18 protein-coding genes, 1 pseudogene and 1 other annotated feature are annotated in these 15,659 nt (G+C 36.6%); of the genes and pseudogenes, 7 read left to right on the top strand and 12 right to left on the bottom strand.

What is annotated here, in order from left to right:
• Positions 1–81: 81 nt before the first annotated feature.
• On the bottom strand, positions 82–447 hold the full coding sequence (rplL, locus tag O3658_RS02475; RefSeq protein ID WP_001196968.1) for a 50S ribosomal protein L7/L12: 366 nt from the start codon (positions 445–447) through the stop codon (positions 82–84).
• 73 nt (positions 448–520) lie between these two features.
• Complete coding sequence (rplJ, locus tag O3658_RS02470; protein WP_001287269.1) at positions 521–1,021, bottom strand: 50S ribosomal protein L10; 501 nt, start codon at positions 1,019–1,021, stop codon at positions 521–523.
• 39 nt (positions 1,022–1,060) lie between these two features.
• Positions 1,061–1,196, bottom strand: a sequence feature (ribosomal protein L10 leader region).
• A gap of 176 nt (positions 1,197–1,372) precedes the next feature.
• Here rplJ and O3658_RS02465 point away from each other — a divergent pair.
• Positions 1,373–1,900 (top strand): ECF transporter S component, encoded by a 528-nt coding sequence (locus O3658_RS02465; protein WP_153224740.1) that lies wholly within the window; start codon positions 1,373–1,375, stop codon positions 1,898–1,900.
• An 18-nt stretch (positions 1,901–1,918) separates the two neighbouring features.
• A complete protein-coding gene (locus O3658_RS02460) occupies positions 1,919–2,434 on the top strand; it encodes a transcription repressor NadR (RefSeq protein WP_075228334.1) in 516 nt (171 codons plus the stop codon).
• On the opposite strand, the gene O3658_RS02455 is transcribed toward O3658_RS02460, so the two are convergent.
• From O3658_RS02455 to O3658_RS02410, 10 genes are all read right to left on the bottom strand, one after another.
• Entirely contained in the window at positions 2,431–2,898 is a 468-nt protein-coding gene (locus O3658_RS02455; protein WP_371559145.1) for an 8-oxo-dGTP diphosphatase, read from the bottom strand. The two genes, O3658_RS02460 and O3658_RS02455, sit on opposite strands and share 4 nt — an antisense overlap.
• Before the next feature lie 22 nt (positions 2,899–2,920).
• On the bottom strand, positions 2,921–3,355 hold the full coding sequence (locus tag O3658_RS02450) for a hypothetical protein (protein ID WP_371559144.1): 435 nt from the start codon (positions 3,353–3,355) through the stop codon (positions 2,921–2,923).
• Positions 3,352–3,876, bottom strand: coding sequence for a hypothetical protein (locus tag O3658_RS02445; protein WP_223299870.1), 525 nt, complete (start codon positions 3,874–3,876; stop codon positions 3,352–3,354). The genes O3658_RS02450 and O3658_RS02445 overlap by 4 nt, the downstream gene beginning before the upstream one ends.
• Entirely contained in the window at positions 3,854–4,405 is a 552-nt protein-coding gene (locus tag O3658_RS02440; RefSeq protein WP_371559143.1) for a hypothetical protein, read from the bottom strand. Before O3658_RS02440 ends, O3658_RS02445 begins: the two co-directional genes overlap by 23 nt.
• On the bottom strand, positions 4,402–5,028 hold the full coding sequence (locus tag O3658_RS02435) for an NAD(P)H-dependent oxidoreductase (RefSeq protein ID WP_371559142.1): 627 nt from the start codon (positions 5,026–5,028) through the stop codon (positions 4,402–4,404). Before O3658_RS02435 ends, O3658_RS02440 begins: the two co-directional genes overlap by 4 nt.
• A 94-nt stretch (positions 5,029–5,122) precedes the next feature.
• Positions 5,123–5,620, bottom strand: a complete 498-nt coding sequence (locus O3658_RS02430) for an N-acetyltransferase family protein (protein WP_371559141.1) — start codon at positions 5,618–5,620, stop codon at positions 5,123–5,125.
• A gap of 14 nt (positions 5,621–5,634) precedes the next feature.
• A complete protein-coding gene (uvrB, locus tag O3658_RS02425; RefSeq protein ID WP_371559140.1) occupies positions 5,635–7,623 on the bottom strand; it encodes an excinuclease ABC subunit UvrB in 1,989 nt (662 codons plus the stop codon).
• A 295-nt stretch (positions 7,624–7,918) separates the two neighbouring features.
• A complete protein-coding gene (locus O3658_RS02420) occupies positions 7,919–8,608 on the bottom strand; it encodes a hypothetical protein (protein WP_371559139.1) in 690 nt (229 codons plus the stop codon).
• Entirely contained in the window at positions 8,568–9,401 is an 834-nt protein-coding gene (locus O3658_RS02415; RefSeq protein WP_371559138.1) for a hypothetical protein, read from the bottom strand. Before O3658_RS02415 ends, O3658_RS02420 begins: the two co-directional genes overlap by 41 nt.
• A 1-nt stretch (position 9,402) precedes the next feature.
• The gene (locus O3658_RS02410) at positions 9,403–10,113 is read right to left on the bottom strand and encodes an ABC transporter ATP-binding protein (RefSeq protein ID WP_371559137.1); all 711 of its coding nucleotides are present in this window, start codon (positions 10,111–10,113) and stop codon (positions 9,403–9,405) included.
• 169 nt (positions 10,114–10,282) lie between these two features.
• Here O3658_RS02410 and O3658_RS02405 point away from each other — a divergent pair, with 169 nt between their 5' ends.
• From O3658_RS02405 to O3658_RS02385, 5 genes and pseudogenes are all read left to right on the top strand, one after another.
• On the top strand, positions 10,283–10,954 hold the full coding sequence (locus tag O3658_RS02405) for a response regulator transcription factor (RefSeq protein WP_371559136.1): 672 nt from the start codon (positions 10,283–10,285) through the stop codon (positions 10,952–10,954).
• A complete protein-coding gene (locus O3658_RS02400) occupies positions 10,939–12,012 on the top strand; it encodes a sensor histidine kinase (protein ID WP_371559135.1) in 1,074 nt (357 codons plus the stop codon). The genes O3658_RS02405 and O3658_RS02400 overlap by 16 nt, the downstream gene beginning before the upstream one ends.
• Before the next feature lie 169 nt (positions 12,013–12,181).
• Positions 12,182–14,356 (top strand): ABC transporter substrate-binding protein/permease, encoded by a 2,175-nt coding sequence (locus tag O3658_RS02395; RefSeq protein WP_371559134.1) that lies wholly within the window; start codon positions 12,182–12,184, stop codon positions 14,354–14,356.
• Entirely contained in the window at positions 14,356–15,096 is a 741-nt protein-coding gene (locus tag O3658_RS02390) for an amino acid ABC transporter ATP-binding protein (protein ID WP_049503260.1), read from the top strand. The genes O3658_RS02395 and O3658_RS02390 overlap by 1 nt, the downstream gene beginning before the upstream one ends.
• Positions 15,097–15,208: 112 nt before the next feature.
• Positions 15,209–15,304, top strand: a pseudogene (locus O3658_RS02385) (transposase); the annotation flags it as partial.
• Positions 15,305–15,659: the final 355 nt, after the last annotated feature.

Genomic DNA, 15,659 nt, shown 5'->3' with positions numbered 1-15,659 from the left:
CTTCTCAAACAAAAAGAAAAACCGCTACTCCTAAGAATAGCGGTTTAATCATGTTTTTAAGCTACGAATGTAGTCGCTCTATTATTTAAGAGTAACTGAAGCTCCAGCTTCTTCCAATTTAGCTTTGATTTCTTCAGCTTCTGCAGCTGCAACGCCTTCTTTGATGACACCTGGTGCACCATCAACAAGTTCTTTAGCTTCTTTAAGACCAAGACCTGTGATTTCACGTACAACTTTGATAACGCCGACTTTCTTGTCGCCTGCAGCTGTCAATTCAACGTCAAATGAATCTTTAGCAGCTTCTTCAGCACCACCAGCAGCAGCTACAGCTACAGGAGCAGCTGCAGTTACACCAAATTCTTCTTCGATAGCTTTTACAAGGTCGTTCAATTCAAGGATTGAAGCTTCTTTAATTTCAGCAATAATGTTTTCAATGTTCAATGCCATTGTTATTTCCTCCAAATAAGTTTATATTTTATGTTTATATTTTTGTAGCTAGGCTACGCTGCGTAGCTTAAGATTAAGCTGCGTCTTCTTTGTTGTCTGCAACCGCTTTGACTGCAAGAGCAACATTGCGCACTGGCGCTTGAAGTACAGAAAGGAGCATAGAAAGAAGTCCTTCGCGGTTTGGAAGAGTTGCAAGAGCAACGATTTCTTCTTTTGATGCGACAGCGCCTTCGATTGCACCACCTTTGATTTCAAGTGCGTCAGCGTTTTTAGCAAAGTCGTTCAAGATTTTCGCTGGAGCGATAACATCTTCGTTAGAAAATGCTACAGCAGATGGTCCAACAAATACAGATGCAAGTTCTGCAAGGCCAGCTTTTTCAGCCGCACGACGTAAGATTGAGTTTTTAATAACTTTATACTCAACTTCGCTTCCACGAAGCTCACGACGAAGAACTGTATCTTGTTCAACTGTCAAACCACGAGCGTCTACAACGACGATTGATGCAGCAGCTTTCATTTTTTCAGCTACTACGTCAACTAGTTCCGCTTTTTTAGCAATAATTGCTTCACTCATTAGTGTGTTCACCTCCGTAATTATTTTGCTTGGGGGAATTTTTCCAAAAGAAAAACGCGCCCAAACCTAGACACGAAAGTACAATACGCTTCTTTTTACATGATACGTTTTGTCCTCGGTAGGATATTTATGAGTCGAGCTCCCCTACTGTCTTAGGCAGTTTTTTCAAACCGTATATAATTATACCATACTACTTTGTTTAGTGCAAGAGTTTTTTTCTTATTTTTTAAAAAATTTATTTATTTTTTAACCTTATTTCAAGATAATCTCATCAAAAATCAATTTTAGTTCTTGACTTGTTTGATTTTTTATTGTACTATACAACTGTATATACAGTTAAAAGGAGTTATTATGAATACACAAAAGAAAACACAATTCATGACCTTAACCGCATTGCTAACAGCTATCGCTATTTTGATTCCTTTGGTGATGCCCTTTAAAATTGTCATTCCTCCCGCTTCCTACACTTTAGGAAGTCACGTTGCTATTTTTATCGCTATGTTTCTCTCGCCATGGATGGCTATCTTTGTTATCATAGCTTCTAGTTTAGGATTTCTCATGGCTGGGTATCCGATTGTCATTGTACTTCGCGCCTTTTCCCACATATTCTTTGGAAGTCTGGGTGCTTTCTATCTTCAAAAACATCCTCAAACCTTGGACAATAAGAAATCTTCATTGATTTTTAACTTTGTACTTGGTTTGGTTCATGCTATTGCTGAAGTTTTGGCTTGTGTGATTTTTTATGCTAGTACTGGAACTGACTTAAAAAATATGTTCTATGTCTTGTTTGTATTAGTTGGATTTGGTACTATTATCCATAGTATGGTAGACTATTACTTAGCCTTGGCTGTTTATAAAGCATTGAGAAAACGCCGTTAAGCGTTAAGAGAGAAGAACATGACAAAAAATCGAAAAGAAGCACTTTTACAACTGTTAAAGGAGTCCCAAAAACCTCTAAATGGCCAAACTTTAGCAGACCGTTTTCATGTAACCCGCCAGATTATCGTTCAGGACATTGCTGTTTTACGTGCTGATGGTGCTCCGATCTTATCAACCAATCGTGGCTATATTTATAAAGAAAATAAAACCAATCCTTATGTTCACAAACTGTTTAAAGTTAAGCACGAGATGGAAGAAATTGGTCAAGAACTTCTAGCTATCGTCGATAATGGGGGACGTGTTCAGAATACCTTGATTGATCATCCTGTCTACGGAGAAATTGAAACCTTGCTCAAACTCTCTTGTCGCCGTGACGTTCAGCATTTTTTAGAGCAAGTCGAACGATCTGACTTTAGACCACTTTCTGAATTAACAGATGGCGTCCATTATCACCTAGTCGAAGCTGAAAACGAACAAGACCTCCTCTACATCGAGAAGGCCTTGGATAAGTTAGGTTATTTAGTAAAGGATTAGAAGGTTTTCTTTTCCCATCCATCTTCTGTACGGTGACGATAGAAAAATTCTGACTTATCAGGAGCTTCCATCATCTCCATCAAGAGTAACATATCATAGGCCAGATCCAAGTTGGGAATCTGGTCTTTTTGCACCCAGGACACTTCTCCTTCTTCAGATGATTGGAGAGTGCCAGTGAACTCAGTCGCTTTATAACAAAAGACAATATAGCGTTCACCTGTATCTAGTGGCCAATTTTTAATGCCGACCAGTTGAGGATTTTGAATCGTCAGACCTGTTTCCTCATATATTTCACGAATAACAGATTCTGCAAAAGCCTCTCCATTTTCAACATGGCCTCCTGGAAAAGCATAGCCAGACCAGCGGTTGGTTTCAGGCGATCGATACTGCATAACCACGCGCTGATTTTCAAGGTCTTCTATTAGACAAATATTAGTTAGAATGGTTAATTGTGCTCGAGACATACATAGACTCACTTTCTAATGTTTAATTTTTTTCTACATACTTAACTTTAGATTTCATAATCAAAGGATTAACTAAGTCATGATATTCATGAATTTCATGGAGTAAGAATCCTCTGATGATTCTTATTTCATTTTTTTCCCTAATCACATAGTAGTCTAAATTGATAGGCATAGATGAATCTGGAACCGTGGAGAAAAATAAAAATATCATAAACCAGATTATGAGAGCAACGAATCCACTGAGAGCTTGAAAAATCAGATGATGCCATTGAAAGATTCTAGATTTATAAAAGATAGTCCACGGATGGATAAATAGGGTTAAACAAAGACCAAAGAACCAGAAATTCCACAAGACTGGCGTAAAGGCTAAACCAAAGAGGCCTAAGATAAAATGAATCAGTACAAATACCAGGCACAAAAGATAAATAAACCTAAATACAGTTAGATGTTTCATCATGATTGACTCCTTTTCTTTTCAATATATTTCATCGCTATAGTTATAATAGATGCCAAACTGAAAAAGATCAGATAAGTTGCTATTGGAAACCAAATGTAACGGTGATCTAGGGATAAGAGAGAAGGTAAAATTCCTTTACTATTTTTCCCGCCAATACCAATAAAAAGATGAACCACTAGACCGATACTATTAAGATAGATAAATAAATCTGCATATCTTTTTATCGTCATTCTTGTCCTAGTCAAGTCTAGGAACCAATAGTCAAATAATCGATACACTAGACAAAAAAGATTTATATATATTGGAAAACTATAGTTGATATCTCTGTATGGCGACGGAATAGGAAGGAGTTTAAAAACAAGATTGACACCTAGCCCTATTCCTAAGATTAGACCAAATACCAAGAAGAAACCTAATAATTTATGAGAATTCATCCAAAGCTGAAGATTTTCTTTCCTTGAAAGAATCTTTTTTGTATTTGACTTTCTTTTGTTACTTTTATTTGATTGTATTTTTCCCATTTTCTTCTTTTCTCTTTTTCTTTTCAATATACTTGGAAATTATAATTGTCACAATAGGCACTAGAAAGAAAATGAAATAAGTAACGAGGGGAAACCAGATATAGCGATAGTCTAATGCCCATATCGGAAGTAGTCTTCTTCCTCTTTTAGAGGTCATCCCAATCGTTAACTGTAATACACAAGCAATTCCGTTAGAATATAAAAACACTTCTGCAAAATTTCGCAAGGAAATCCAGTCTTTCCTAAAGTTACGAAGGAAAGTATGATAAGATGCATTCACCAAAAGAACGATATTTAAATAAAGTGGAAAACTATAATGCGGTTCCCGATAGGGACTTGGAATAAGGGTTGTCCCGTACAATAGACATAATATTCCTAGAGCAGAAAAGAACAGAACGCTTGCATCAAGGATCCAGGCAATTGTTGAATGTTGCACAAACCACAGATTCATGCGGTCTAGTAAACCAATCTTTCGATTTGATTTCTGGTGTTTTTTTAATATTTTCTGTCTCTTACTTTTTTGTTTCATGATAGTTTTTTAACTTCTTCTGCTACTTTTTGGAGATGCTCTTCACGCATACTTGCTGTATTCACATCCCGTCCAACTTCACCTAGTACGCACACGCGCTTGGTTTTAATCCCACAGTGATTCAAGACCGCATTTTTCAAAACAGAGATGCCATAGCTATCTGGAATGTTGATAGGACCCGAAAAGATCTTGTACCACCAAGTGGGCGCCATGGAGGTTGCGTAAATACTGGCTGTTTTCCCTTTTAATAACTTTTTAAACTGCTTGCCTCTTAGGTAATTCCAGATAAAACTCCCCTGGCCATTGGCAGAATAGGCAATCCCAGGTGTGAAGACCCAATCAATCCAGCCTTTCATGAGGCTAGGCATACTACTCCACCAGATAGGATAAACAAATATGAAATGATCTGCCCATTGGATTAATTCCTGAGAACGAAGGATAAAAGAATCTTCTTCCATACGTTTTCGATAACCATAACGTAAAACAGGATCAAAGTCTTCTTCATTGAGTTTGATCACTTCAACTTCATGATGATTTGTGTCAATATTTTCTACAATGGTTTGAAAAATAGCCTGACAATAACTTTCCTTATCTGGGTGTCCATTGATGACTAGAATTTTCATTCATCTTCTCCTTCATCTCTTTGTTTCATTCTATCTATTTCACTTTTTATACTTGATTAGTTGATAATGGTTCAAAGATTGATAGATATGTCCTTTAGGAATTTTTATTTGAAGAAAACATCATCCGCAATTCCTTAACAGGTTTTCCAAGGTCAAGTATTTTTTCTTGACCATCAAAAGTAAAACCCATTTTTTGATAGAAAGCAATGGCTCTCTTATTATCTTTCAATACCCATAAATAAATTTCAGAGAAATGATCAAGAGCAACAAATGCAGCATGCATTAACTGTTCACTCACACCTTTTCCATAGTAATCTTTTAAAACATATAAGGCAATGATTTCACCAGCTTGAATGGCCTCATCACGAAAATTTCCATAGCTGATAAATCCAACGACCTGCTTTCCATCCATCGCAATCAAAGTATTTTCTGGATATTTTTGACTAAAGAATCGACATCTTTCTAATGTCATCGTCTCCTGAAATTCCGCGGGTAAAAGATCGTCATAAGCCTCTCTCCACGTTTGCCAGTGAACGAGGGATTTCCCTTCTATCTCTTCAGGAGTTTCCATTGTTTTAATGATAATCTTCATTCTATTTATCCTATCTACCCCAACGCCTCGACTTCCAACATCATGTCACGGATTTGGGCAGCCAACTCGAAATCAAGCACTTCGACGGCTTCTTGCATTTGTTTTTCCAGTTTTTTGACGAGTTCTTTGCGTTCTTGTTTATTGAGGCTATTGATATCGACTTCCTTGTCTTCTTCTTTAGCCACAGTTTTTGTGACAGAAATAAGGTCACGGATTTCCTTCTTAATAGTTTGTGGGACGATGCCATGCTCTTCATTATAGGCCATTTGAATCTTACGACGGCGAGCCGTTTCATCGATAGCTTTTTGCATAGACTGTGTCATTGTGTCAGCATACATAATAACATGCCCTTCACTATTACGGGCTGCACGACCGATGGTTTGGATAAGACCACGCTCATTTCGGAGGAAGCCTTCCTTATCGGCATCGAGAATGGCAACCAAACTTACTTCAGGTACGTCAATCCCTTCACGAAGGAGGTTAATCCCGACTAAGACATCAAAGACTCCTAATCGTAAATCTCGGATAATCTCTGTCCGCTCTAAAGTCTTGATATCCGAGTGCATGTACTTGACCTTGATCCCCATTTCCTTGAAGTAGTCTGTCAAGTCTTCTGCCATTTTCTTGGTCAAGGTTGTGATAAAGGTGCGTTCATTCTTTTCAACACGAGCATTGATTTCACCTAAGAGGTCATCAATCTGTCCCATGGTTGGACGCACTTCTACCTCAGGATCCAAAAGACCTGTTGGACGGATGATTTGTTCAATCACGGTGTCAGTTTGTTCCATCTCGTAATCACCAGGTGTCGCTGAAACGTAGACAATCTGGTGGACATGACTTTCAAACTCTTCACGACGAAGAGGTCGGTTATCCAAGGCGGACGGCAAACGGAAACCGTAGTTAACCAACATTTCCTTACGTGAACGGTCTCCATTGTACATCCCCTTGATTTGCCCCATGGTCATGTGGCTCTCGTCAATCATAATCAGAAAATCATCTGGGAAGAAGTCAAGAAGAGTATAAGGTGGCTCCCCTTCGCTTCGTCCATCCATGTGACGTGAGTAGTTTTCGACACCATTGGTATAACCCATCTCACGCAACATCTCGATATCGTACTCTGTACGCTGTTTCAAACGCTGAGCTTCGAGGAGTTTACCTTCCTTTTCAAAAACAGCTAATTGTTCTTCCAACTCGGCCTGAATCTTGGCAATAGCCACTTCCATGTGGTCATCATTGGTCACAAAGTGAGTGGCTGGGAAAATCGCCAAATGGTCCACTTCGCCCAGAACTTGCCCCGTCAGAGCTTCGACTTCACGAATACGATCAATCTCATCTCCAAAGAACTCAACACGAAAGGCATGCTCATCACGAGAGGCTGGGAAAATTTCCACCACATCCCCACGAACACGAAATCTTCCACGCTGAAAATCAATGTCATTACGCTCAAATTGAATATCGACCAATTCATTAAGCAGTTTATCACGAGAAATCTCAAGACCTGGGCGCAAACTTACTACACTATCAGCATATTCTTTAGGGGAACCCAAACCATAAATACAAGATACAGATGCTACAACGATGACATCGTTACGCTCCAAGAGTGCTGATGTAGCGGAGTGACGGAGTTTATCAATCTCATCGTTAACTGAACTATCTTTTTCGATATAAGTATCACTAGAGGGAACATAGGCTTCTGGCTGGTAGTAATCGTAATAGGACACGAAGTACTCGACGGCATTCTCAGGGAAAAATTCCTTAAACTCCCCGTAGAGCTGGCCTGCTAGGGTCTTATTGTGGGCGATGACTAGGGTTGGTTTATTAACTTTTGAAATCACCTGACTCATGGTATAGGTTTTACCTGTACCAGTCGCCCCCATCAGGATTTGAGCTTTTTCACCACCCTCGATGTTATCTACCAACTGCTCAATAGCCTGCGGTTGATCCCCAGATGGTTGGTATTTAGATACCAGTTTAAATTTGTTGTCTGTAATTCTATTGATCATCTCTTTGTCCTCACATATATAGACCTTATTTTACCATAAATCGCCAGAATTCTCTGAGTTGGGGAATAAAAGGGAAATACAAGATGTAACAAAATAATCCCGTAAATCAGTACATGTTTAAATGACAATATAAATAGACTCATATTAGAAGTGAAGAATAAACAAGACTCTCGATATTACTTCGAAAGTCTTGTCTTTTATTTGAAACAATGCAATATGTAATAAACATCAACATCAATGACTTACAGAAGTAGCAAAGCTTGTTCATCAGCATCATTTTTATGAGACTACTTTACTACTTAACTTCTTGATTCCTTATCAAAAGGTAAAGAGTTGCTCCAAGTGAAAACACCAATTCCATAGCATAAACACATAGTTGCAAATAGGAAGCTCTCCCTAGTATTGTATCCGCAATAATATTGTAAAATAGATAACTAGTCATTGGTTCCACTACTCTTTCTATGAAAGGTTGTAACAAAATAGGAAATAGCAACAAAATAGCTAAACTCCCCATTGGACTTTTGAAAAAATAACTTAAAAAGTAAGAAATTAAAAAGTATTGGATGGAGCCAATCAAATAGAAACTGAAAATTGCTAAACCGACACCATTTTCGCTACTTAAAAAATGAAACCATATATGCAGTACAATGAAATATAAAGTTGATTGTAGTAACACATCAAATAACTCTACGAACAGGATCCTAATTGAACTTAAGATCCTTTTTCCACTAACCAAATAAACTAGTTTTGATTCGTGTGATTGTAAGTCTACAAATGCATTAACACACCCTATAGCAACAGAGAGCATTGATGCAAAAACAAGAGCTTGCTTTAAAGATAAATTTAAAATTGTACCATTGATTGCAACTGGTAACACACTTAGTAGGCACACAAAACCTATCAGAAGCGACTGTATAGCTATCTGATACTTTACGGGTTTTAAGCTATATTTTTTGACGATAAGACTGATAAATATTCTTGCCATTCTTCCTCCCCATTCGCATCTTTTCTACAACAATTATCAATACTAAGAATACAACACCTTCAACTACTAAAAGAATAAATCCATACAATTGGCTCGTTTGAGTCCCTTCAACTCGGCCAAAAGCAAATGACTTTGCTCCAATCAAAGGTAATAGATTCTCTATGTTAGAAGAAAGTCCTCTTAGAACACCTGATAAAGTAATTACTAATAATAAAACGATTGCAATTAATGAAGAAATTGATTTTTTTGTGACTCTTACTAAAAATATAGCTAATAAAGTGAGGACGATTGCAAATATCACAACTCTTGCCGTAACATCTACAAACAATGTGAATTCTAAATAGTTTTTTAAAGTTGAATCTAGAAAAGTGAGTAAAACAACAGCATTTACTATCGAAAATATTACAGTAGAAAGTAGTGATAAGACTATCGAACTTGCAATAAAACCAGTAAGACGAGCTTTCCAGCTAGGAATCAATAATTGGCTAAAATAATCATCACCAAATTGATAATGGGTTGAATAAACTAGTGAAACCAAGATTGGCAAGAAAATTACACTTGCTTGGTAGGGTGAAGATAAGAGAGCATCCCTGACTGTATAGACTGGATTCGATGATAACATAGACGGATCAAGGTTAACTGCTTGGCCATTTCCTTCTACTAAGGCATTTATCACCTGGATATTTTGAATTGTAAAAAATATGCTGACACCCAAAATAAGAAAAAAAGTAAATTTAAAAGTAGGTAAACTACTATATTTATAAAGGTCACTAAAAAAGGAACGCTTTAACATATTATTCACCTTCTTTCCCTTCGAGCGCCTTAAAATATGCTTCCTCAAAAGATCCAAACTGTTTCAAAATGTCTTTGGTAGGACCATCAATAACAATCTTCCCATTAGAAATCCCGACCAAATGATCTACAGTTAATTCTAACTCACTCATATAATGACTTGTCATTAAGACAGTTTTACCTTCACTGACAAAAGATTGTAAAAAATTACGTACCCAGCGTATTCCTTCTGGATCTAGTCCATTGATTGGCTCATCTAAAATTAAAATGTCAGGATTTGCTAATAAGGCTGTTGCTAACCCAAGACGTTGCTTCATCCCTAATGAATAGTCCTTTACTTTTTTATTTTTAGCTTCACTTAACCCCACCAACTCTAAACATTCGTTGCACCTATTTCTGTCAACACCACAAGCCAAGCCAATCCACCGAAGATGCTGAAATCCTGTTCTTGTTGGATAAGGTTGGCAACTGTCGAGGAATGATCCAACAACACAAAAAGGATTATCTCCCAATTGAGAGTATTTTTTGCCATTGATCAATGCCATTCCCGTCTGACTATTTTCTAAACCAAGTAAAATTCTGATTAAAGTCGATTTCCCAGAACCATTTGGTCCAATCAATCCAGTTACCTCACCTTTCTTAGCTTTGAAAGACACGTTTTGCAGGACAATTTTATTATTATATTCCTTATGTAGATTTTGAATTGTTATCATTCATTCTTTTTCCCTTCTGACTTTTTGTGAAATTTCACCTTCACTTGGAGCAAGTATATCAGGAGAATATCAGGAAAAAATCAGAATAAACATTTTTATAATTATTTTTTCATTTCTAACAAATTACTTTCTATGTTTGCTATAATATACACAAGTAATTGGAGGGATTATGAAGTATAAAATTTTAGCAATTGACGATGATGAAAAAATCTTACGATTAATAGGGAATGCATTAGAAGCAAACAACTTTAACGTAGAAATTCGGTCAAATATAGAAGAGATCGATATTTGTGACTTTACTGGATTCGATCTGATTTTACTTGATGTCATGATGCCTATTTCTGGTTTAGAGATTTGTCGCTCCATTCGTTCACAAATTACTACTCCGATCCTGTTTCTAACTGCTAAAGATTTTGAAGAAGATTTACTAAAGGGGATACAAGCTGGAGCAGATGACTACATCACAAAACCATTTAGCATTAAGGAATTGATTGCAAGAATTCAAATGCATCTTCGGAGAGAGGAAAGATTGTGCCAAACCTCTAAAGAAGAATTGATTTCAAATATAACTTTTTATCGAGATAGTCAAGAAGTTTATTATCAATCAAAGAGCATTTCTCTAACTAAGCGAGAATTTGATCTACTTTACCTTTTAGCTAAAAATGAGAACCGAATATTTAGCGCAGAGGAACTTTACGATTACCTCTATCCTGTAAGCTCTGATGTACAGCTACGTTCAATCACCGAATACATCTATCAAATCAGACAAAAATTTAAGGCTCATCAAATTGATCCTATCAAAACGGTTTGGGGAGGAGGATACAAATGGCAAAAGAAATGACAATCAAACAACTCATTCAGCATACCTACCTTAAAATCATTTGGCAATTTCTTCTATGCCTTATACTTTTTTACATAGTTCCCGCTCTTCTATCTTCTGTATCTGGAATCAATGAGAAAAATGCCAATCTCTTTGCTTTATTTTTTAGCGTCAGTTCTTGGATTTATCTTTGCATCATTTTAATTCTCATCATTGTAACAAATATTCGACAATTATTAACCAAGATTCAAAAAGAAATGAACATGGTTTATCATAGTGGTCTATATTTCAAAAAAAATGAAAATCAGCATTTACAGATTAAAGAGTTTATTGAAACAAATGATCTAATAGAAAAAATGCAATCTGATATAAAAAATAGGATTGAAAATGAAAAAGAACAAAAAAAAGAACTCATGTTTCAAGTATCTAGCGCTGCGCATGATCTTCGAACTCCTCTAACTGTCATAAGAGGAAATGCTGAATTCCTACAATCTACCAAGCAAACACCCCAAGTAATGGAATGTCTAAAAGATCTGGAGCAAGCAAGTATTCAGTTAAACGATTATTTCAATCACTTCATCCAATACTCCAAAACTTTTTATGACCATGATATTCAACTTGAAAAGATCTCAATTCAACAATTAACTCGTCAATTAAAGGAACATATCACACCTTTAGTTCCTAGAAATACACACTTTGTTTTTACAAACACAATAAATCCATCGACACAAATTGAAATTCATTCCAATATATTTTTCCGAGCAATCACAAATATTATTAATAATGCAATACAACATCAAAAAGAAAATGATGCACAAATCAACCTAACAATTTCACAAGAAAATAGTCAATTGGTTCTAACTATATGGAATAACCAATCTAGTTTTTCAAAAAACATATTACAAAATGCTGGAAATCTTTTCTATAAAGATGACCAAGCAAGAACCCCCTCTCAAGAAAGTCACTATGGACTTGGTTTATCTTTCGTCAAACGCGTCATGAAACTTCATAATGGAACTATGCACTTAGAAAATAGCAATAATGGTGCACAAGTCAAGCTAATCATTCCTATTATATAGAACAAGCCGAACTCATCATTATGTGTTCGGCTTCTTTTAATTTTTACATCAAAAAAATCAGTATCACAAGAAACCCAATGTCACATCTTCTTACATAAAAACACTAAATATTTGCCAACTTTTTTATTTTCTGCTATAATGGGTAAATATTCTAAAAAGGAGACTAAACATGAAGAAAAAAATCCTTGCATTTTTATTATTTTTATTTCCCTTATTCTCTTTAGGCTATGCTAATGCGGACACTATCAAGATTGTTAGTGATACAGCTTATGCACCCTTTGAGTTTAAAGATACAGACCAGACTTATAAAGGAATTGATGTCGACATTATCAATAAAGTCGCTGAGATAAAAGGATGGAATATCCAAATGTCTTATCCAGGCTTTGATGCTGCTGTCAATGCGGTCCAAGCAGGGCAAGCAGATGCGATCATGGCTGGTATGACAAAAACCAAAGAACGTGAAAACGTCTTTACCATGTCTGATACATACTATGATACAAAAGTTGTCATCGCAACGACTAAGTCTAACAAAATCACTAAGTATGAAGAACTCAGTGGTAAAACTGTTGGTGTTAAAAACGGTACTGCCGCACAACGTTTCCTAGAAAGCATCAAAGATAAATATGGTTTCACTATCAAAACCTTTGATACTGGTGATTTGATGAATAACAGTCTCAGTACAGGGGCTGTAAATGCCATCATGGATGACAAACCAGTCATCGAGTACGCTATTAACCAAGGGCAAGATCTCAGTATCAACATGGACGGAGAAGCCGTTGGAAGCTTTGCTTTTGGAGTTAAAAAAGGTAGCAAGTACGAATACCTGGTTACAGAATTTAACGAAGCTTTGGCTCAGATGAAAAAAGATGGTAGCTTGGACAAAATTATCAATAAATGGACAAGTTCCTCTAAAACTAGTTCACAAGTGACTTCTCTCACTTCTACTACAAGCGCAGGACAAAAAGCTACTCCAGTCAAATCAAAATACGTTATCGCAAGTGATTCTTCATTTGCACCATTCGTTTTCCAAAACTCAAGCAACCAGTACACTGGTATTGATATGGACTTGATCAAGGCTATTGCCGAAGACCAAGGTTTTGAAATTGAAATCACCAACCCAGGTTTTGACGCTGCTATTAACGCGGTCCAATCTGGTCAAGCTGATGGTATGATTGCTGGTATGTCTGTTACAGACGCTCGTAAAGAAACCTTTGATTTCTCTGATTCTTACTATACAGCTAATACTATTCTTGGAGTTAAGGAATCAAGTACCATCTCTTCTTATGAAGATTTGAATGGTAAAACCGTTGGTGTAAAAAACGGTACTGCTTCTCAAACCTTCCTAACTGAAAATCAAAGCAAATATGGTTATAAAATTAAAACCTTTGCAGACGGTTCATCTATGTATGACAGCTTGAACACAGGTTCAATTGACGCCGTAATGGATGACGAACCAGTTCTTAAATACTCTATCAGTCAAGGGCAAAAATTAAAAACACCAATCGAAGGTACTCCAATCGGTGAAACTGCTTTTGCAGTCAAAAAGGGAAGCAATCCTGAATTGATTGAAATGTTCAACAACGGTCTTGCAAATCTTAAAGCAAGTGGTGAGTTCCAAAAGATTCTTGATAAATACCTTGCAACTGATTCAACAAGTGAATCATCAACTGTTGACGAAACTACTATCTTGGGCTTGTTGAAAAACAACTACAAACAACTCTTAAGTGGACTTGGAATTACCCTTTCTCTAGCTTTGATTTCCTTTGCAATTGCGATTGTTATCGGGATTATCTTTGGTATGTTTAGCGTTAGTCCTTATAAATCACTTCGTCTTATTTCAGAAATCTTTGTCGATGTGATTCGTGGTATTCCATTGATGATTCTTGCTGCCTTTATTTTCTGGGGAGTTCCTAACTTTATCGAATCTCTTACAGGCCAACAGAGTCCAATCAATGACTTTGTCGCTGGTACAATCGCCCTCTCCCTAAACTCAGCTGCCTACATCGCTGAAATTGTTCGTGGTGGTATTAAGGCTGTTCCTATTGGACAAATGGAAGCTAGTCGAAGCCTTGGTATCTCTTACAGTAAAACCATGCGTAAGATTGTCTTGCCACAAGCAACCAAACTTATGCTTCCAAACTTCGTCAACCAATTTGTCATCGCTCTTAAAGATACAACTATTGTATCTGCAATCGGTTTGGTCGAACTCTTCCAGACTGGTAAGATTATCATTGCTCGTAACTACCAAAGTTTCAAAATGTATGCAATTCTCGCAGTCTTCTATCTTGTGATTATCACTCTTCTTACTAGACTTGCAAAACGCTTAGAAAAGAGGATTCAATAATGGCTAAATTAAAAATCGATGTCGATAATTTACATAAACAATATGGTAAAAACAAAGTCCTTAAAGGAATCTCAGCAAAATTCTATGAAGGAGATGTTGTTTGTATCATTGGACCTTCTGGTTCAGGTAAATCAACTTTCTTGCGTAGCTTGAATCTCCTTGAGGAAGGTACAAAAGGTCATATCACGGTTAATGGTTATGATTTGACGGATAAAGCAACCAACGTGGACCACGTTCGTGAAAATGTCGGAATGGTGTTCCAGCACTTCAATCTTTTCCCACATATGACGGTATTGGAAAATATCACTTTCGCACCAGTAGAGCATAAGTTGATGACTAAGGCCGAAGCTGAAAAATTGGGAATGGAACTTCTTGAAAAAGTTGGACTCGCTGATAAGGCTAATGCAAATCCTGAAAGCCTATCAGGTGGTCAAAAACAGCGTGTGGCTATCGCTCGTGGTCTAGCCATGAACCCTGATATCATGCTCTTTGACGAACCAACTTCTGCCCTTGACCCTGAGATGGTCGGCGACGTTCTTAACGTTATGAAGGAATTGGCTGAACAAGGTATGACTATGATCATCGTAACCCACGAAATGGGATTCGCCCGCAAGGTTGCCAATCGAGTTATCTTTACTGCAGACGGTGAATTCCTTGAGGACGGTACACCTGACCAAATCTTTGATAACCCACAACACCCGCGTCTTAAAGAATTTTTAGACAAGGTTCTAAACGCCTAGAAAAGGTAGGGCAAAAAGTCTTTATAATCAAAAAAACGCATTGTATCAGGTATAAATGAACTGCACCCCAAAAGTTAGACAGAAAAAATCTAACTTTTGGGGTATTTTTATTATGAAATTAACTTATGATGATAAAGTTCAGATCTATGAACTTAGAAAACAAGGCTATAGCTTAGAGAAGCTGTCAAATAAATTTGGGATAAATATAGTGGATTGAAATAAGATATAAACAATTCGATTAGGAAAGTCAAACTTATTTCTAGAAATATTTTTAGCAGCCCTAATGTACTATTCTAGATTCAATCTGCTATAATTTTGTTGTGTAGCAGATTAAATAGAAAACACTATAGTAGATTCAAATAAGATATCAACAATTCGATTAGGAAAATCAAACTTATTTCTAGAAATATTTTTAGCAGCCCTAATGTACTGTTCTAGATTCAATATGCTATAATTCTAATATTAGGTACATGATTAAATTGATTGATCGTTACGGAATAGAGTTCGTCAAAAAAGGAAAAAATCGTTACTATTCTCCTGATTTAAAACAAGAAATGATTAAT

Source organism: Streptococcus sp. 27098_8_69 (genome assembly GCF_041432445.1).
Taxonomy (GTDB): Bacteria; Bacillota; Bacilli; order Lactobacillales; family Streptococcaceae; genus Streptococcus.
Note: the sequence above shows the minus strand (reverse complement) of the source record. Positions and strands in the feature narration are given on the sequence as shown.